The sequence below is a fragment of the Acinetobacter sp. MB5 genome (assembly GCF_003261585.1).
Lineage (GTDB): Bacteria > Pseudomonadota > Gammaproteobacteria > Pseudomonadales > Moraxellaceae > Acinetobacter.
This window is the reverse complement of sequence record NZ_POVU01000007.1, coordinates 176,950-195,118: the sequence shown is the minus strand read 5'-3', so window position 1 is coordinate 195,118 and position 18,169 is coordinate 176,950. Positions and strand designations below refer to the sequence as shown.

Below are 18,169 nucleotides of genomic sequence, written 5' to 3'. Positions count from 1 at the left end.
TGCGATCGCAGCAGTAAGAGTTGTTTTACCATGGTCAACGTGACCAATTGTACCCACGTTTACGTGTGGCTTATTACGTTCAAACTTGGCTTTAGCCATGATGTTCTTCCTCGTTTACGTCGAAACTAAGCTACAAGGGACTAAGCATTTAAAGCAACTCAGCACATCGACATATGGTCTTAAAAAAAACAGACGCCCAATACTTTAAAAGCAGACTAATAAGCCTGCTTCTTTAAAAATTTGTAGATAATTCTACTAAACTGTAATCTGGAGCTCTTATCGAGATTTGAACTCGAGACCTCTCCCTTACCAAGGGAGTGCTCTACCACTGAGCTATAAGAGCGATAATCTTCGATGGAGCGGGAGACGAGGGTCGAACTCGCGACATGCAGCTTGGAAGGCTGCCGCTCTACCAACTGAGCTACTCCCGCATGTTGGTATGTATACCACTTCATTCGAAGTTAAAATATGGTGGTGAGAGAAGGATTCGAACCTTCGAAGCTTTCGCGACAGAGTTACAGTCTGTTCCCTTTGACCGCTCGGGAATCTCACCATTATCACACTTTATTTCAGTGCTATTCTTTCAACTCACATCACGCTTAAGTGGTGCCGGCACACGGATTCGAACTGTGGACCTACTGATTACAAGTCAGTTGCTCTACCAACTGAGCTATGCCGGCTCTTTCTTAGCGTTTCGATGTTTCGTATCGGAACGGTGTGCAGTTTAGCAAAACACAGAAATGATGCAAGCGATTTTTTAAAAAAAATCGCGAAAAACTCATAAAATCAATCCATTTGATGATAATTCAACCGCTTTGATCACTGCGCGAGCTTTTATTTGGGTTTCATTCCATTCAGACTCAGGATTTGAGTCCGCAACCAACCCCGCTCCCGCCTGTACATACACCTTATTTTCACGAATAACGCAGGTTCGGATTGCAATCGACATGTCCATTTCACCATGCCAGCCTAAATATCCGACAGCACCGCCGAAAATTCCACGTTTTACAGGCTCAACTTCGTCAATAATTTCCATGGCACGAATTTTTGGTGCACCAGAAAGTGTTCCTGCGGGGAATGTTGCCTTAAAAACATCCAAAGCATCAACATCATCACGGACTTCACCTTGCACATTGGAAACAATATGCATGACATGCGAATAACGTTCGATCACCATTTGATCAGTCACTTGCACTTTACCAATTTTAGAGACGCGACCCACATCATTACGCCCTAAATCAATTAGCATTAAATGTTCAGCAATTTCTTTTTCATCAGAAAGAAGATCTTTTTCTAAAGCCAAATCTTCTTCTTTGGTTTTACCACGTGGTCGCGTACCTGCAAGTGGACGCACCGTAGCAATGCCATTTTCCAAACGAGAAAGAATTTCAGGAGATGAACCCACGATATGAAATGGTTTTTGATCCGTTAAGGTATGCCCTTGCACCAAGAATAGATAAGGTGATGGATTTAAGTGACGTAAAGCACGATAAACCTGTAATGGTTCACCATCAAAATCAGACACCATGCGATGACCTGGTACAACCTGCATCACATCACCTGCGCGAATGTACTCTTTAACCTTCTCAATGGATTCTAAGAATTTCTCTTTACCCGTAAGCGACTCAAAATGTGGAGCCGTATGTGGCTTGGCTTCTAAACTAATCGGAGTATTGAGTTGTTTTTCGATATTATCGAGTTGTTGCTGTGCTTTTTGGTAGGCATCAGCATCCTGTGTATCGGCATGCACAATAATAAATAAAGTGTCTTTTAAATTATCAAACACGATGACTGTCTTAGAGAGCATCATCCAGATGTCTGGTAAACCGACAGGATCTTTTGCAGGCACATTTTTCAAGCGTGGCTCAATATAACGGACAGCATCGTAACCAAAATAACCAACCAATCCTCCAGTAAAACTCGGAAGCTCGGGAAGCTCTTGCTGAGCAGGCACTTTAAACTGTGCCTGAAAATCACGGATATATTGAAATGGATCGCTGCATTGCTGTTGGGTAATCTGCCCATCTGCTTGCTGAATAGTCAGCTGTCCCGCATTACACGAGAAGATGGTTGATTCACCCAAACCAATAATGGAATAACGCGCCCAGTTTTCACCACCTTCAACCGACTCAAATAAATAAGCTTGGCTATGCTGTTTCAAGCGAGCAAATACCGATAATGGTGTATCAGTATCTGCCAAACGGCGGCGGTAAACAGGAATGGTGTTAAAACCTTGTTGTTGCAATTGTTGAAATAATTCAGGAGTCATCATTTGGGAATGCCTTTATCTTTTAAATAGGGTTGATCAGTCAAAACTCGGAAAAGCGTTTATGAGCGACGCCATCGAAAAAATGTGATCATATTCATTCCAAAATTCCTGTACTTATTAAACAAACATTAAACGATTAAGGCTTCGAGAGTATCAATCACTTGCTGCGGTTGGCAAGCAGAAATATCCTCACCATGATTATATCCATAGCTCATCACCACACAGTCCACACCTGCACGGCGAGCCGCTTCCACATCATTACTTGAATCCCCAATCATCAAGGTTTTTTCAGGCTGAGTCTGGAAGAAGTCAATAGCATGTAATAAAGGCATTGGATCAGGCTTGCGTTTCTCAAGCGTATCTCCCCCAACCACCAAGCCGAAGAAATTATTCACATCTAGTTTTTCCAAGAGGATCTTTGCCAAGTGCTCAGGCTTATTGGTCACACACGCCATATTGAGCTGCTGTGATTGGCAATACTCTAAAAAAGGAAGGACACCTTCAAATAACTGGCTTTCGACACACAGTTCAATTTCATACATTTCCAAGTATTTTTCGAGTAAGCGTTGATGCTGTGTTGGATCAATTTCACCTTGTAAATGCATTAAGACGCGATCACAGAGTTTAGACGTTCCCTGCCCAACCCATTCTCGAATTTGCTGCTCAGTCACTAGAGGATAACCAAGTTGCTGCAAGGTCATGTTCATCGCGCGAAACATATCTGCAGCGGTATCGATTAATGTCCCATCCAGATCAAATAAAATGACATTACGTTGCTGCAAACGACTCACTGATGACATACATTTCTCCCTTTTAAAGGACTGACTTTGCGCTGCAATTCAGCCCTTTTATACTTTATTTAAAAAATACAAATGCCAAAACTGCCAAGATAACAATCACAATCACCGTGATTAAACCCACTGAGACATTTTTTTGATGTTCTACTTGTTGCTCAACGCGTGAAACTGGCTGCTCTACTGGAACGGGCTCTGGTTCAGCTTTCGCATGAATATCGATACCTTCAGGAATTGGGGCTGGTTTTGGCACTGCAACGCGCTGTGGCATACCTTCACGACTGACAGGTGTTTCTGCTGCGCGCTCAGTAAGACTCGGCATACCTTGCTCATTCATCTTCTGCGCGTCATTTAGCTCAGTTTTGTGTTCTAAACTTTCTTGAGGAGCCACGGTGTCATCAATTGCTAAATCAACATCATTTGCCAAGAGTGCAAATTTCAAATGAGCAAACTGAACCACATCACCCTGTTCCAGCAAAGTTTCTTGTGCAATTCTTAAATCATTAACAAATGTACCATTTGAAGAGTTTAAGTCAGTTACCCAGACTTGCTTATCACGTAAATTCAATGCTGCATGACGGCGAGAAATCGCTGACGATTGCAAAACCACGTCACAGTCCTGATGACGACCAACTAACAAATCTTTATTCACCTCAATTTCCTGACCTTGTAGCTCGTCAGAAATCGCCTGTAATGTCCAATTCATATTGATTTCTCATTTTCTCGTTTGGCATAGAATAACATGTTTCATTAAATCTGCTTGTCGCGCAAACAATGAGTATTCCATTTTTCGCCCATAAAAAAAGCTGAATTTATTTATTCAGCTTTTTTTAAGGTTTTTAATCTAAATTAGATTAAGAAATCTTCAAGGCTTGCACCTTTTTCCAACTCAGTTACTAACCAGCGAGGTTGTTTGCCACGACCCGTCCAAGTTTCTTCTGGGTTATTTGTATTACGGTAGCGTGGTTCAACTGTTTTACGTGCTGGGCTTTTACGTTTTTGAGCACCGTATTCAAGTAATTGTTCGATACTTAAATCCAAGCTCGCAGCAATTTCGATCACTTGATTATAAGCATCCTGAATTGCCTGTTCTTTTTTAGAAGCAATTAAAACTTCTGCTTCACGTTGTAAGCGTTTTAATTCTTCTACAGATAAAGTACTAATGTCTTGCACGAGCGTTCTCCAAACTCAAGATCGGATTCATTTAAAATAAAGATCCATTTTGGATATATTAATACATTCGCTATTAATAAGTATATATATAAATCTAGGAAATAACGCAACTTTACAATAATAAACCAAGCTCTAATTAACTCATAAAACCTATAGCTTCATATTTAAAACGCTCTTCCTATAACTTAAGAATAATATGAACTATAAATTTAACTTTAAGAAATTACTATTACCTTCAAAAAGAAAGTTAAGCTGTCGAATCAACTCATCATTATCCTTTAATTGATTTTTAATTCTTAAATAACTCATTAATATATTATCTGGATATAATTCTAATAACTGCTCAGCTTCATTAAAGCGCGCTGTTTCCTGATAAATAAACCATCTTGCAAAACTAAATATAGGAATATTTGGATATTTCTGTTCCCACATATTGAGCTGCTGCTCTACTTTTTCGTAGTCGGGAGACTGCTTCAACAACTGCTTTTCAAACCAAAGATAAAAAACTTCCTGATCAAACAGATCATTGAGAAGCCCTTCTGCCAACTCCTCATGAGCTTGCCCCATCTCAGGCAAACGTGCCAAAATTTTCAACCAGAGAATTTTGTTTTCACGTGTCGCATCCTGAAGCTTGGATGTTTTAAATTCATCATAACGCAACTGCAAATGATGCAGGTCATCCAGACTAACCTGATCAAAGGCAAGTAGGATTTGCTGTAGCCAAATTGTTTTATCTGCATCATTTAACTGACCAAACTGGCTACTTTGCAAATATAACCAAGGAAACTGTGTGGCAAATTGTCCCCAAAGCAATATGAGTCGTTGCTTACATCCCTGTTGAATATCGGTCAGCCAAGGAGATAGCTCATGTTGTGATAAAAATTCTAAATGCGTCAAGGCTTGGTTAGGCTGCTGTGCAGATAAATAAATTTCAATCCGCTGAAATTCAGCCAATTCAAATGCCATTGCAGGGCTATGCTCCAGTATTTTTAAAGCAGATTCCGCATCACCTTGCTTCCATAAAAAGAAGGCTTGAATAACTTCGTTCAGCAAACTGGATTGTTTAAAAATCCCTTCCACCATTTGCCGTTTATCTTGGTTTGCATCTAATAACCACAGTACCGCCATTTTTTCATAAGGGTGTAGATGCTCAAAATTAAAAACTTTCTGCTTACGTTGTTCTAATCGTGAAAAATAACGTTTAAACAACAGCCATGCCACCTGCCCGATAAGACTTAAAACAACCAATAAAATAAGTAATGCCCAGACATTACTTTGAATTTGCCAGTGACGAAAATAGATATAAACATAACCCTGACCGTATCCATAACTTAAAACACTGACCACAGCAACCAAAAGCAGCAATACAAATGCATACGAATATAAAATCTGTTTCATATTGGCCCTTTAATTTAATATGGCTAATGCGGTCAATTTTGGTGCAGTGGCAGAAGGTATCTGTTTGGCTTTTTCAAGTAAGGTTTCTAAAATGCGGCGATTATACGTTGGTGCTTGACGCAGTAATTGATTTACATCAACTAGGGTCTGTTGATATTCATCATATTCACCCGCTTCTAATAACTGTCTAGCCAACACCAAACGAATTTGTATTTCTTTTAGAACCAAGCGCTGATTCATTAATTCAGCTTGAGGCTGATCCGTTGTTTCTACTTTAAACCAGCTATTCCAAAAGTGCTTATGCTGAATCGGCTGATATTGTTGATTTTGGCTGCTCAATAACTGATTCAACTGCTGATCAATTTGGCGAAATAATAAATGTAACTGATCTAACTGATTTTGATGATTATCATGATAAAGCTGAATATTTTGTAAATCTTGGGTAATCGCCTGATATAAACTTTGCTGTAAAGCAGAAGATAAATTATATCCTTCGATATCTTTATTCAGTTTTTGCAATTGCTCAAAAGCATAAACATCCTGTTGCTGCTGCAAAGCAAACTGAACCAGTTGCAACTGCTGCTTCACCCAAATGATGGGATTTAAACGATGTTCAGTCGCTGTTCCTGTCTCGCTAGTTGCCACATCAGAAGCTGCAGACGATTTTGTTGCCAGTTGACGTTGTAATGCTACAAGCTGATCATTGGCGTTGGCATTGGCCTGTTCACCATGCAAAATCTGTGTTTGTAGTTCTTGTAATTGCTTTGTGTTTTGGATGAGATCGTAATTCAGTTTCACGATCCAGCCAACAATCAATAGACTTAAAGCCACAAATAGCTTTCTCATGCTGTGCCTTTTTGTTTTAACAGGAAGTTGCGTATGCTCTGTGGGTTTAGACTCTCAAGCTGTTGCACACCTGTAATCTGCTGATGCTGCAACAATTGAGTCAAACGTTCCCCCAAAGTGAGATACTGACATTTAGATAAGATTTCTGGGTTATTTTCGCATAGTTTCATCCAGTTCAACCAACTGGCTTCACTACTTATACAAACATAGACTGGCTCTATTGTTGTCTGCAACCGAGAAGATAACTGTTGAAACTGCTCAATCGCAGTTTGGGGGCATCGACGCTGATAGAGCACAAAATTTAAAATATGGATGCCCTGCTGCTGCAAGGACTCCATCATAAATTGACGTCCACCCAAACCACGCCAGAAAGCCACTTGTCTTAAAGCTAAATTCTGCAAGATGGGTAACTGCAACATTCCCTCGGATGTTTCCACCTCAGGAATACTTGCAGAAATCCCATAATCTTTTAAGCGTTGTGCTGTCGCCTGCCCAACCGCAATCCACTGTACATTCGCCAGACTGGACATCTCAATTTGGCTTGCTTGAAGATATTGCATCCCCACATCAACGGCGGTTGGACTCACTACCACAATGACCTGTGTATCTGACAACTGTCGATACAATTGAGCCAAGTCTGCTGAATAAGGAAGAGCAGTTAATTCAAGGAGCGGCAGCTCAATCACCTCAATATCATCATGAATGAAAATTTGAGTGAGTGAGTGCGCGCGCTCGACTGGACGAGTATTCAGCAGAATCATTTAGTGCTGTAAAGCCTTGAGTAAGTCACCTGCCCCTTGAGCAAGCAATTGCTGCGCCAGTTGTTCCCCAAGCTGTTTGGCATCAGCCACAGCACCTTGAACTTCTGATTTCAATAAAACTGCACCATCGACACTACCCACTCGACCTTCCATATGCAATTTTTGGTCTTGTAACGTTGCAAAACCCGCGATTGGCACTTGGCAACCACCTTCCAAATAAGCATTAAAAGCACGCTCCGCAGTCACACAAGCCTGCGTTTCAGCATGCGCTAATGGTGCAATCAGATCTAAAACAGTTTGATCATGTTCGCGACATTCCAAACCTAATGCACCTTGTCCAACCGCAGGCAAACTCATATCCACAGCAACATGATGGCGAATACGCTGTTCAAGCCCCAAACGTTTTAAACCTGCACTGGCTAAAATAATCGCATCGTACTGACCATCATCGAGTTTACCTAAACGCGTCCCGACATTACCGCGTAGGTCTTTAATAGTCAGATCAGGGCGCTGCTGTAAAATTTGACATTTACGGCGCAGACTTGATGTACCCACCACAGCACCGTGTGGCAAATCGTCAAAATGTGCATAATGATTGGAAACAAAAGCATCGAATGGATTTTCACGCTCGCAAATCACTGCAAGCGTTAAACCTTCTGGAAGTTGCATCGGGACATCTTTCATTGAATGCACGGCTAAATCAGCACGACCATCCAACAAGGCATTTTCTAATTCTTTTACAAATAAGCCTTTTCCACCAATTTTTGCCAAGGGCGTATCGAGAATTTTATCCCCTTGCGTCACAAAAGTGACCAATTCCACCGATAAATGGGGATGAAGTTGCTCAAGGCGACTTTTAATATGCTCAGCTTGCCATAAAGCAAGTGGGCTTTGACGAGTCGCAATTTTCAAAATATTCATAATGGATGAAGTCTGAGCATTGAGAAGATGCACTAAACTTAACCTGATCTATTAAAAATGCAAGTCCTCAACCTAAAAAACTGTTTTAGAGTTGCTGCATGGACTCACGAAGCTGAGGTAAATGACGACGGCTAATCACTAAACGTTCCTCGACATCTCTTAAACGCACCTGATATTGCCCCGAACAAACGCTTTCAATTCCATCTAAAAACTTAATGGAAACTAGAGCATTACGATGAATTCGAATAAATTGATCAGCAAACTCCAATTCTAAATCTTTCAACGTTTCATCAATCAGCACACTGCCTTTTTGATGGCGAATGGTGACATATTTCTGATCTGCCAAAAAATAATAAATCTGCTCGATTGGAATCAACTCGACACCACGATGGGATTTAGCCGTAATTTGCTGACGTTGTTTTCTCGATGCTGAACTCGATTGTTGTTTTAACTGACTCATTTGTGCCTGAGTTGGCTTGGCAATATTATCTAATGCCTCTTGTAATTCACCGCGCGCAATCGGTTTTAGTAAATATGCCTGCGCCTGTGACTGAAATGCCTGTAATGCATGCTGGTCATAGGCTGTACAAAAAATAATGGCGGGCTTTACATCGAGCTGCATGAGCTGACGTGCACAGCTTAAACCATCCATTTCAGGCATTTGTATATCAAGTAAAATGACATCTGGCTCATGCTCCAAGACCAGATCATAGACTTGTCCACCATGCTCTGCTGTCGCAACAACATTGTGTCCCAAATCAGTGACTAAACGTACCAGCCGCTCAACGGCCAATTGCTCATCATCACAAATTAAAATATCCATACGCGCGCGATATTCCCCTATCTGCTTTTGTGTGTCATCCGTTTGTTATTGATACGGATAGGTTAAAATTGTCGTAAAGATCCCCTGTCCTGCAAAACCCTGAACATATGCAGTATCACCATAATAGGCTCGTAATCGTTGCTTCACATTTTCTAAAGCAATCCCATTACCTTGGCGTTGTCCTTGTTGTTCATGTAAATAGGGATTGCTAATGACGATGTTGACTTGTCTGTCAAGAATTTCTACTAATACACTGATTTTACATGGACTGCTTATTTTTTCAACACCATGAAAAATACTATTTTCAAGCAAAGGTTGCAATGTCAGTGCAGGAATTTGAATATATTGTAACGCCTGAATATCAGGTAATCGCCAGTCCATCTCCAAACGATCTCGCAATCGAATCTGCTCAATCGAGATGTACTGCCGACAAATTTGAATTTCTTCCGCCAAACTAACCAGTTTCAGCTTTTGCAGACTCACGCGAAACAAGCGTGAAAGATTGATCAACATATCTTCGGCTTTATCAGGATCAACCGCGATTAGGCTCACCACACTATTTAAACTATTAAACAAGAAATGGGGCTGGATTCGTGCCTGCATCGCCTGAATCCGCGCTTGTAACTCGCTGTGTTCCTGCTTGAGCCATTGATCGCGAATATATAAGTAGCGCATTGAAAATGCACCCATTAACACCCCGTAACTCAGGTGCATTGCAACATTTTCAAAAAGTAGGTTCCATTGACCCAGCTGATGCCATCCAAGCTGAATGACTATGAGCAATGCATTTAAAAAGATCGTCGTACATAACACAATTATTTGCAGTAGCCCAAATGCCAAGGCAAAAACCACTGTCTGATTAAAACGGCTAAGCTTGGGCTGGATTTTCTGGATCACGACAATAAAAACCAGAATAACCCAATAAATATACAGCAGATATTGTAAGACATGCCCCCAATTCACCGCTTGCCAAGAGCCTGCTTCTGCAAGCATTAAGACCATTGCTAAAATGCTACTGGCTGCAAATAATTCGATTAAGTGTTGCCAACGCCCTATTTTCGTAAAAAAATAGGCAGACTGATTGTGCAGCGCGTCGCTACTCTGGACTGAATGATGATCTTGAGCATCGGCAAGTTGCTGAGCTTTTGTTATACTGCTTTTTATTTTACTGAGCCGCCATGACCACATCTTCTCATTCCTCTAATACTCCGCAAACCAATGAAACCTCAGGTATGTGGGGAGGTCGTTTTACTGAAGCTACTGATGCCTTTGTTGCTGAATTTACTGCATCTGTGCAATTTGACCAACGTTTTTATAAACAAGATATTGCTGGTTCGATCGCACACGCGACTATGCTTGCCAAAGTCGGCGTTCTCACTGATGCTGAACGTGATGATATTATTCAAGGCTTGACTGAAATTCGTCAGGAAATTGAAGCGGGTACGTTTGAATGGCGTATTGACCTTGAAGATGTTCACATGAACATTGAATCACGTTTGACCAACCGTATTGGCATCACAGGTAAAAAACTACATACAGGCCGTAGCCGTAACGACCAAGTTGCAACCGACATTCGTTTATATGTTCGTGATGAAATTGACGACATCTTGAAGCTACTTGAACGCTTGCAAAAAGGGATTCTTGGTTTAGCTGCTAAAAATACCACGACGATCATGCCTGGCTTTACCCATTTGCAAACTGCACAGCCTGTGACTTTTGGTCACCACTTAATGGCTTGGTTTGAAATGTTAGTACGTGACAGCGAACGCCTAATTGACTGCCGTAAACGCGTCAACCGCATGCCACTTGGTTCTGCGGCACTTGCAGGCACAACCTATCCAATCGACCGTGCATATACCGCTGAATTGCTAGGCTTTGAAGCCGTGAGCGAAAACTCGCTCGATGCAGTTTCTGACCGTGATTTCGGCATTGAATTCAATGCTGCTGCATCTTTAATCATGATGCATTTGTCACGTATGTCTGAAGAAATGATTCTATGGACATCGGCTCAGTTCAAATTTGTGAATATTCCTGACCGTTTCTGTACAGGTTCATCAATCATGCCACAAAAGAAAAACCCAGATGTTCCTGAGTTAATTCGTGGTAAGACAGGTCGTGTTTATGGTGACCTGATGAGCTTATTGACCCTCATGAAAGGTCAACCATTGGCATATAACAAAGACAACCAAGAAGACAAAGAGCCTTTGTTTGATGCGATTGATACCGTTCGTGGTTCACTCATGGCCTTTGCCGACATGATTCCTGCCCTTGTTCCAAACATCGAAGTGATGCGTGAAGCAGCACTGCGTGGCTTCTCTACCGCAACAGACTTGGCTGATTACCTTGTGAAAAAAGGCGTGGCATTCCGTGATGCGCATGAAATTGTGGGTAAAGCGGTTGCGCTTGGTGTTCAAGAGTCAAAAGACTTGTCTGAGCTGAGCCTTGAACAGCTTCAACAGTTCTCTGACCTGATCAGTGCTGATGTCTTTGAAAAAGCATTAACCCTTGAAGCTTCTGTCAGCGCACGTAATCACATTGGCGGCACAGCACCTGTACAAGTCGCTGCTGCAATTGAACGTGCCCATGCACGTTTAGCTCACCTTTACGCTTAAGGAATTCGGATATGACTCGACAAGTATTTTGCCGTAAATATCAAGCGGAAATGGAAGGTTTGGATTTTGCACCTTTCCCAGGTGCAAAAGGACAAGAACTATTTGATAGCGTGTCTAAACAGGCATGGCAAGAATGGTTAAAACACCAAACCACGCTCATTAATGAAAAACGCTTAAATGTGTTTGAACCTGACGCGAAGAAGTTCCTCGAAGAACAACGTGAAAAGTTCCTCAGCAATGATGATAGCGTAGAAAAAGCAGAAGGCTGGACTGAAGAGAAGTAATATTTTATTGATAAAAAATATTACTCTGCATTCAACAGATGGTAAAAAAGCAACAACTCTTTCGTTGCTTTTTTATACAAAATTTACGTTCCATTTACAAACAGGCGTAGAAAATAACAAGTCCTCACAGGACTACACATGATTGTTTCTTAAACTATGGTTATGATGTATTTAACAAGACGAAGTTCTTGATGCTTTACTGATTACCCTTTGTAAATCCCAGATTCCCCCAACTCTGGGATTTTTTTTATTTAATGCGCTTTAGTAGAATATAAAAAAGGGGCTTATTGCCCCTTTCTAAAATCATTACCGCGCTCAGTAATTAACGCCCATGTACATGCTGTTCAATTTCATCAACGCTGGTATGGCGAACATCTAAGCCTTTCACAATATAAATCACTTGTTCTGCAATATTGCGGGCATGATCACCAATACGCTCAAGCGCACGCAACACCCAAAGCACATTTAAAACACGTGAAATATGACGTGGATCTTCAATCATATACGTCATGAGAGCACGTGTAGCAGATTGATATTCGCGGTCAATATCTGCATCAGCACGTAACACACGCAAGGCTTGTTCCGGATCTAAGCGAGCAAAAGCATCAAGCGCTTCATGAATCACCACACGCACCTGATTACCAATATGGCGAGTTTCCATGAAACCACGTGGTGATCCACCCTCTTCACACAAGCTTTGTGCAATATTGGCAATTTTTAGCGCTTCATCCCCAATACGCTCCATATCCGTATTGGCCTTACTCATCGCAAGTACCATACGAAGGTCAATTGCGGCAGGATGACGGCGCGCCAGAATCAGGGTCAAACCTTCATCAATTTCACGTTCAAGACGGTTTACATTTTTTTCTTGGTACTGCACATCCAGTGACATGGTTGCATCAGCGTCGAGTAATGCATGAATGGCATTGGTAACCTGCTGCTCAATGACACCTCCCATTGCCATAAATTTAGCAGTCACCTCTTGTAAATCTTCATTAAATTGAGAAGAGATATGGTGTGCTAAGATTGGATTTTTCAGGCTCAAGGGAGGTCTCCAAAATCGAGAAATGAATGTCACCATTTAAACATGAGCAGGATGACATTTTGATGACAATTCCTACTAATTTACAAGGCTTAGATATTTTGCGCTGAATATTTTAGATCTACTTTTTTTGAAAAAAACCAACTTTTTACAAGGTATTGTTATATTGCTGCTTTTTTTGACAATTCTCTAAATTTATTCACCAAAATTTGCAACTTTACAACAGTTTTTTTAAAGCAATCGTTTAAGAATATCAGTCATAAATCAGGAATGTTAGCAATTGAAGATTTCAAATTTTGAGGTTGATTTATGCCAGTGAAACTAGGGCGTTCCATGTTAATGCTCGTACTGTTGATTGCAGGCTGCCATCAATCACCTAGTGAACAGCACCAAGAAGAACCTGAACCTCATACCTCAAAAACCAATGTGATTTCTTTATGCAGTCTGCTCAGCCAGCAGATGCAGAACATCAATAACAGCAGCTCAATACAAGACTTGCAGTATGTAAATCAACAATTACAAAAATGCTTGCCACAAATTCCAATGGCTGAGCGCCAGCAATTGCTTTATGCATCCACTAGCATGTACCAACGCTTTTTAGCCAGCGACCGAAGCACTGAAGAACAACGTGCTTTTGATCAATATGCCATGAGTGGAAACGCTGTATATAGCACCAGCTACTTGTCCGAGATGTCACCCCGTGATCGCTATCTCATTCAAAATCAGGGAAATGCTGCCTATTATGAAGTGTATGACTCGGGGGACACAGGCATCATGTACCGCCGCCAACCGCAGTACTTGTTGCACATCTTTGCCCCGTATTTACCCAAAGCAGAACAATTTTTTATTGAGCACCTAGCCGCCCAGAATCAATTCCCGATATTGTCAGGAAACAGCTTTAATGCCTCTTGGTCTGAACTTTCCAAACGCGCACTCTTTTGGCAAAACTATGTCAATACTTACCCAAATAGTGCTCTCATTGATGATGCCCAACGCCTAAAATTTAAATATGCACAATTCCTGTTTCATGGCGTAAGCAACATTCCTGTATCCACGAACTATGTCGGTGAAGACAGTATCTACCCTGAAGCACTGGAAGAAATTAAATATCTGGCTACTCAAGACCATTCAAACTTGGGGCTACAAGCCAAAAAATTCTTAAGATTTATTCACATTGCTCCGAGCCAACGCGATCAGGATATTCCTGTTGAACTTAGTCCTACTGAGCAACGTTCTGCACAAAGCAATACCATCAAAGCCATTAAACAACTGGATCGTTATATTGGCTTATATGATCCTCTGACATTAGATAGCACCCACATCAACCGTGACTGTTTAAGCGATGCAATTTGTATTACCCACCCAGGTAAAGTCGCAAATACTTTAGTGAGTAAACAGCAGTTCTAGACAATGCCGCAAAAATAGCCAATTTATGCTATCTTTAGCAGCGATTTAAACTTCTCTCTCCCATCATGACTTCTGCCCCCTCAGATCCCTTAAAAGCTGTGGCTTGCCTCATTGTTTCTGCCTTTTTATTTTCAATTATGGGTGTCTGCATCCGATATGCTTCACATAGTGTAGACAATGCCACCGTGGTATTTTTCCGAAATTTTGTCGGTCTATTTATTTTTATTCCCATCCTTTTTAAAAAAGGTCCAAGCTTTTTTAAAACTGAAAAACTCTGGATGCACCTATGGCGGAGCATCGTCGGCTTATCCGCAATGTATGGTTTTTTCTATGCCATTGCCCATTTAAAACTCTCCAATGCCATGGTGTTTACCTATTCCTCACCGATTTTTATTCCCCTGATTGCTTGGCTATTTCTCAAAGAGCGTATCACCAAATCGATGCTGATCGCTGCTGCGATTGGTCTCACGGGAGTACTCTGCGTTGCCAAACCTGATTCAGGGATGTTCAATGGCATTTCCCTGATTGGTCTTAGTGCTAGTTTCTTGGCAGCAATGGCTTTTGTGACTGTCCGCGCCCTGACCGACACTGAACCTGTTGAACGAATCGTCTTTTATTTTTGTGTGTTTGGTTCTCTCGTCTCTGCCATTCCGATGTTTTGGCTGATTCGTCCCTATCATTTGCATGAACTGGCCTTTTTAGTTGGTGCAGGTTTACTGGCCAATATCAGTCAGATTTTCATGTCGAAAGCCTATAGTCTTGCACCTGCAGGACAGATTGGCCCTGTGAATTATGTCGCGATTATTTTTGCAGGAATTTGGGGTTATTTATTTTGGGGAGAGCTACCTGACCACACCAGTTTGATTGGTTTCGCTTTAATTTTCACCTCAATCTTGCTGTGTAACCCTGTGGTTTTATCCAAGCTTAAAATTAAAAAATATTTCTAATTCAAATTATTAATTTAAACCGTTTAGCATTTTTTTCGTAGAGTCTTTTTTCTTCGATAAAACATGCTAAGCTGTTGCCATGCTTGACGGAGCGCGAGTAAGACCTCGCTGAGATTGTGTAAATATTTGTATTTAAACACAAGTACCGTTGAACCTGATCAGGTTAAGACCTGCGTAGGAATCAAGCCATCTAAAAACTACAGCCCTCTTTTTATCTGCTTCACAAGATAAATCCGCCATGTTTTTGGTCGTGCTTGATTCGTTGATGTCATTCATAAGGATCATGGCCATGAACCAATTAACGAATCTATCCCCTGCTGATATTTCAGCACAACATGAACAAGATGCGAAAGATCTCACCCGCATTTTACCTGCATCTCGCAAGGTCTATGTCGAAGGTTCTCATCCAGATATTCAAGTACCTTTTCGCGAAATTTCACTGACTGAAACTCCGACAGGTTTAGGTGGTGAACACAATCCCCCTGTCATGGTCTATGACACTTCAGGTGCCTATACCGATCCAAATGCACAAATCGACCTGAATCAAGGTTTACCTTCTGTGCGTGGTTCATGGATTGAAGAACGCGAAGATACTGATGTACTCGACAGCTTGACTTCTAAATTTGGTCAGGAACGTCTACGTGACATCCGTACGGCTGAAATCCGCTTTGCGCATATTCAAAACCCACGTCGTGCTAAAGCAGGTAAAAATGTCTCGCAAATGCACTATGCCAAGCAAGGCATTATCACACCTGAAATGGAATACATTGCCATTCGTGAAAACCAGCGTCAGCGCCACGATGTCGATATGCGTCAGCATGCTGGACAAAACTTTGGCGCACAAAACCTGAAAGAAATCACGCCTGAATTTGTGCGTCAGGAAGTGGCTGCGGGACGCGCGATTATCCCTGCCAACATTAACCACCCTGAACTTGAGCCAATGATTATTGGACGCAATTTCTTGGTGAAAATTAATGCCAACATTGGTAACTCGGCACTGGGTTCATCGATTGATGAAGAAGTCGCAAAAATGACATGGGCAACCCGTTGGGGTGCGGATACCATCATGGACTTGTCAACAGGTAAAAATATTCATGAAACCCGTGAATGGATTATCCGTAATTCCCCTGTGCCAATCGGAACTGTACCTATTTACCAAGCACTTGAAAAAGTCGATGGTGTTGCCGAAGACCTGACTTGGGAAATCTTTAAAGACACGCTCATCGAACAGGCTGAACAAGGTGTGGATTACTTCACCATCCATGCAGGTGTCTTGCTACGTTATGTACCAATGACCGCGAATCGCCTGACAGGCATCGTGTCACGTGGTGGTTCAATCATGGCGCAGTGGTGTTTGGCGCATCATGAAGAAAACTTCCTCTACACGCATTTCGATGAAATCTGTGAAATCATGAAAGCCTATGACGTGTCGTTTAGTTTAGGTGATGGTTTACGTCCAGGCTGTATTCAGGATGCCAATGACGAAGCGCAGTTCAGCGAACTCAAAACACTGGGTGAACTCACCCATCGAGCTTGGGAACATGATGTTCAGGTGATGATCGAAGGGCCGGGACACGTGCCAATGCACATGATCAAGGAAAATATGGACTTGCAGCTTGAAGTATGTAAAGAAGCGCCATTTTATACTCTTGGGCCACTGACCACTGATATCGCACCGGGTTATGACCATATCACTTCTGCGATTGGTGCGGCGATGATTGGTTGGTACGGCACAGCGATGCTCTGCTATGTCACGCCAAAGGAGCATTTGGGTCTGCCGAACAAAAAAGACGTGAAAGATGGCATCATCACCTACAAGATCGCTGCGCATGCTGCTGACCTTGCCAAAGGACATCCGGGTGCTCAAGTCCGTGACAACGCGTTGTCAAAAGCACGCTTTGAGTTCCGTTGGGACGATCAGTTCAACCTGAGTTTAGACCCTGACACTGCACGTAGCATGCATGATGAAACTTTGCCAAAAGAAGCGCATAAATCGGCACACTTCTGTTCAATGTGCGGGCCTAAATTCTGCTCAATGAAGATCACACAAAATGTGCGAGATTATGCAGAAAACCAAAAGAACGCAAACCAGTTAACTATTGAAAATCAAGAAGTTGAACAAGGTTTACAAGAGATGAAAGCCACTTATCAGCAAACTGGACAAAAGTTATACCACAAAGTCTAATTCCCAGTAAAAAAGTGTTGCCTTAATCACCAGCTCAGTTAGGATGAAGTGAAATATTTCATCCTAATTTTGCTTATGAATATCGTTGAGCATGCCAGCTATAATAAACACGATGTTGAAGTGACTTCACGCGAAACATTATTTAAAGGTTTCTTGCAAGTTGAGAAAGTCAGTCTACGTCACCGCCTTTTTGAAAAAACAGGCTACACGCCCATCTTGCAGCGTGAGCTGATTCACCGCCCAGAAGCTGCTGGGGTGCTTATTTATAATGATCAACAACAACGCTTTGCCCTGATCGAACAATTCCGTGTTGGCGCACTTGATGACGTACAGTCACCATGGCAACTCGAGATTATTGCAGGGGTTCTCGATGGTGATGAATCACCAGAAACCTGTATTTTCCGTGAAAGCCTTGAAGAATCAGGCTGTGAAATCAATCAACTTCAGCATTTATTCAGTTTCTATCCCTCTGCTGGGGCATGTTCTGAACTCTTCCATTTATATACCGCACAAGCCGAACTGCCTGAACAGGGTGGAATTTTTGGGGTCGCTGGAGAAGGCGAAAATATTCAATTGCATTTATTTGATTATGCTGACCTTGCACCATTGCTTTGCAGTGGACGATTGGCCAATGCCCCTGTGATCATGGCATTGCAATGGCTTCAACAACATCTTCAAAATAAATAGCGTTCAATGGTGATGGATGC

18 protein-coding genes, 4 tRNA genes and 1 riboswitch are annotated in these 18,169 nt (G+C 41.8%); of the genes, 6 read left to right on the top strand and 16 right to left on the bottom strand.

Annotated elements, in window-relative coordinates:
- From C1A47_RS10940 to C1A47_RS10870, 15 genes are all read right to left on the bottom strand, one after another.
- On the bottom strand, nucleotides 1-99 hold a 99-nt coding region (locus tag C1A47_RS10940), incomplete at its 3' end, for a GTP-binding protein (RefSeq protein ID WP_009586195.1).
- A gap of 169 nt (nucleotides 100-268) precedes the next feature.
- Nucleotides 269-343: transfer RNA gene (locus tag C1A47_RS10935), tRNA-Thr, on the bottom strand.
- Between the two features lie 12 nt (nucleotides 344-355).
- Nucleotides 356-431: transfer RNA gene (locus C1A47_RS10930), tRNA-Gly, on the bottom strand.
- Nucleotides 432-469: 38 nt separating this feature from the next.
- Nucleotides 470-553, bottom strand: a tRNA-Tyr gene (locus C1A47_RS10925).
- A gap of 51 nt (nucleotides 554-604) precedes the next feature.
- A tRNA-Thr gene (locus tag C1A47_RS10920) sits at nucleotides 605-680 on the bottom strand.
- Between the two features lie 98 nt (nucleotides 681-778).
- Complete coding sequence (gene trpE / locus C1A47_RS10915) at nucleotides 779-2,272, bottom strand: anthranilate synthase component I (RefSeq protein ID WP_111895066.1); 1,494 nt, start codon at nucleotides 2,270-2,272, stop codon at nucleotides 779-781.
- Between the two features lie 125 nt (nucleotides 2,273-2,397).
- Entirely contained in the window at nucleotides 2,398-3,069 is a 672-nt protein-coding gene (locus C1A47_RS10910; protein ID WP_111895065.1) for a phosphoglycolate phosphatase, read from the bottom strand.
- A 55-nt stretch (nucleotides 3,070-3,124) separates the two neighbouring features.
- A complete protein-coding gene (locus C1A47_RS10905; protein WP_111895064.1) occupies nucleotides 3,125-3,769 on the bottom strand; it encodes an FHA domain-containing protein in 645 nt (214 codons plus the stop codon).
- Between the two features lie 143 nt (nucleotides 3,770-3,912).
- Nucleotides 3,913-4,236: an H-NS family nucleoid-associated regulatory protein gene (locus C1A47_RS10900; RefSeq protein ID WP_111895063.1), complete on the bottom strand. Its 324-nt coding sequence runs from the start codon at nucleotides 4,234-4,236 to the stop codon at nucleotides 3,913-3,915.
- A gap of 201 nt (nucleotides 4,237-4,437) precedes the next feature.
- A complete protein-coding gene (locus C1A47_RS10895; protein WP_111895062.1) occupies nucleotides 4,438-5,634 on the bottom strand; it encodes a heme biosynthesis protein HemY in 1,197 nt (398 codons plus the stop codon).
- A gap of 9 nt (nucleotides 5,635-5,643) precedes the next feature.
- Nucleotides 5,644-6,480 carry a hypothetical protein gene (locus C1A47_RS10890; RefSeq protein WP_111895061.1) on the bottom strand — a complete coding sequence of 279 codons (837 nt, stop codon included), beginning with the start codon at nucleotides 6,478-6,480 and terminating at the stop codon, nucleotides 5,644-5,646.
- Nucleotides 6,477-7,241 carry a uroporphyrinogen-III synthase gene (locus C1A47_RS10885; RefSeq protein ID WP_111895060.1) on the bottom strand — a complete coding sequence of 255 codons (765 nt, stop codon included), beginning with the start codon at nucleotides 7,239-7,241 and terminating at the stop codon, nucleotides 6,477-6,479. Before C1A47_RS10885 ends, C1A47_RS10890 begins: the two co-directional genes overlap by 4 nt.
- Nucleotides 7,242-8,162, bottom strand: coding sequence for a hydroxymethylbilane synthase (gene hemC / locus C1A47_RS10880; protein ID WP_111895082.1), 921 nt, complete (start codon nucleotides 8,160-8,162; stop codon nucleotides 7,242-7,244).
- 85 nt (nucleotides 8,163-8,247) lie between these two features.
- Nucleotides 8,248-8,985, bottom strand: coding sequence for a LytR/AlgR family response regulator transcription factor (locus tag C1A47_RS10875; protein WP_111895059.1), 738 nt, complete (start codon nucleotides 8,983-8,985; stop codon nucleotides 8,248-8,250).
- A 45-nt stretch (nucleotides 8,986-9,030) separates the two neighbouring features.
- The gene (locus C1A47_RS10870; protein ID WP_111895058.1) at nucleotides 9,031-10,173 is read right to left on the bottom strand and encodes a sensor histidine kinase; all 1,143 of its coding nucleotides are present in this window, start codon (nucleotides 10,171-10,173) and stop codon (nucleotides 9,031-9,033) included.
- Here C1A47_RS10870 and argH point away from each other — a divergent pair.
- Nucleotides 10,164-11,597 carry an argininosuccinate lyase gene (gene argH / locus C1A47_RS10865; RefSeq protein WP_111895057.1) on the top strand — a complete coding sequence of 478 codons (1,434 nt, stop codon included), beginning with the start codon at nucleotides 10,164-10,166 and terminating at the stop codon, nucleotides 11,595-11,597. The genes C1A47_RS10870 and argH overlap by 10 nt on opposite strands.
- An 11-nt stretch (nucleotides 11,598-11,608) precedes the next feature.
- Nucleotides 11,609-11,881, top strand: a complete 273-nt coding sequence (locus C1A47_RS10860; RefSeq protein ID WP_111895056.1) for an oxidative damage protection protein — start codon at nucleotides 11,609-11,611, stop codon at nucleotides 11,879-11,881.
- A gap of 322 nt (nucleotides 11,882-12,203) precedes the next feature.
- Here C1A47_RS10860 and phoU read toward each other — a convergent pair whose 3' ends face one another.
- On the bottom strand, nucleotides 12,204-12,926 hold the full coding sequence (gene phoU / locus C1A47_RS10855) for a phosphate signaling complex protein PhoU (protein ID WP_111895055.1): 723 nt from the start codon (nucleotides 12,924-12,926) through the stop codon (nucleotides 12,204-12,206).
- 306 nt (nucleotides 12,927-13,232) lie between these two features.
- Between phoU and C1A47_RS10850 the strand changes: the two genes are divergently transcribed.
- From C1A47_RS10850 to C1A47_RS10835, 4 genes are all read left to right on the top strand, one after another.
- Nucleotides 13,233-14,330 carry a hypothetical protein gene (locus C1A47_RS10850; protein WP_111895054.1) on the top strand — a complete coding sequence of 366 codons (1,098 nt, stop codon included), beginning with the start codon at nucleotides 13,233-13,235 and terminating at the stop codon, nucleotides 14,328-14,330.
- Nucleotides 14,331-14,395: 65 nt separating this feature from the next.
- Nucleotides 14,396-15,277 carry a DMT family transporter gene (locus C1A47_RS10845; protein WP_111895053.1) on the top strand — a complete coding sequence of 294 codons (882 nt, stop codon included), beginning with the start codon at nucleotides 14,396-14,398 and terminating at the stop codon, nucleotides 15,275-15,277.
- Nucleotides 15,278-15,354: 77 nt separating this feature from the next.
- A riboswitch (TPP riboswitch) is annotated at nucleotides 15,355-15,475 on the top strand.
- A gap of 91 nt (nucleotides 15,476-15,566) precedes the next feature.
- Entirely contained in the window at nucleotides 15,567-17,462 is a 1,896-nt protein-coding gene (gene thiC / locus C1A47_RS10840; protein WP_111895052.1) for a phosphomethylpyrimidine synthase ThiC, read from the top strand.
- Nucleotides 17,463-17,537: 75 nt separating this feature from the next.
- Entirely contained in the window at nucleotides 17,538-18,149 is a 612-nt protein-coding gene (locus C1A47_RS10835; protein ID WP_111895051.1) for an NUDIX domain-containing protein, read from the top strand.
- Nucleotides 18,150-18,169: the final 20 nt, after the last annotated feature.

Excerpts from the sequence above, each read along its gene's own strand:
- trpE (WP_111895066.1), bottom strand. The coding sequence starts at position 2,272 with ATGATGACTCCTGAATTATTTCAACAATTGCAACAACAAGGTTTTAAC.
- C1A47_RS10910 (WP_111895065.1), bottom strand. The coding sequence starts at position 3,069 with ATGTCATCAGTGAGTCGTTTGCAGCAACGTAATGTCATTTTATTTGAT.
- C1A47_RS10905 (WP_111895064.1), bottom strand. The coding sequence starts at position 3,769 with ATGAATTGGACATTACAGGCGATTTCTGACGAGCTACAAGGTCAGGAA.
- C1A47_RS10895 (WP_111895062.1), bottom strand. The coding sequence starts at position 5,634 with ATGAAACAGATTTTATATTCGTATGCATTTGTATTGCTGCTTTTGGTT.
- C1A47_RS10890 (WP_111895061.1), bottom strand. The coding sequence starts at position 6,480 with ATGAGAAAGCTATTTGTGGCTTTAAGTCTATTGATTGTTGGCTGGATC.
- C1A47_RS10885 (WP_111895060.1), bottom strand. The coding sequence starts at position 7,241 with ATGATTCTGCTGAATACTCGTCCAGTCGAGCGCGCGCACTCACTCACT.
- hemC (WP_111895082.1), bottom strand. The coding sequence starts at position 8,162 with ATGAATATTTTGAAAATTGCGACTCGTCAAAGCCCACTTGCTTTATGG.
- C1A47_RS10875 (WP_111895059.1), bottom strand. The coding sequence starts at position 8,985 with ATGGATATTTTAATTTGTGATGATGAGCAATTGGCCGTTGAGCGGCTG.
- argH (WP_111895057.1), top strand. The coding sequence starts at position 10,164 with ATGACCACATCTTCTCATTCCTCTAATACTCCGCAAACCAATGAAACC.
- C1A47_RS10870 (WP_111895058.1), bottom strand. The coding sequence starts at position 10,173 with ATGTGGTCATGGCGGCTCAGTAAAATAAAAAGCAGTATAACAAAAGCT.
- C1A47_RS10860 (WP_111895056.1), top strand. The coding sequence starts at position 11,609 with ATGACTCGACAAGTATTTTGCCGTAAATATCAAGCGGAAATGGAAGGT.
- C1A47_RS10850 (WP_111895054.1), top strand. The coding sequence starts at position 13,233 with ATGCCAGTGAAACTAGGGCGTTCCATGTTAATGCTCGTACTGTTGATT.
- C1A47_RS10845 (WP_111895053.1), top strand. The coding sequence starts at position 14,396 with ATGACTTCTGCCCCCTCAGATCCCTTAAAAGCTGTGGCTTGCCTCATT.
- thiC (WP_111895052.1), top strand. The coding sequence starts at position 15,567 with ATGAACCAATTAACGAATCTATCCCCTGCTGATATTTCAGCACAACAT.
- C1A47_RS10835 (WP_111895051.1), top strand. The coding sequence starts at position 17,538 with ATGAATATCGTTGAGCATGCCAGCTATAATAAACACGATGTTGAAGTG.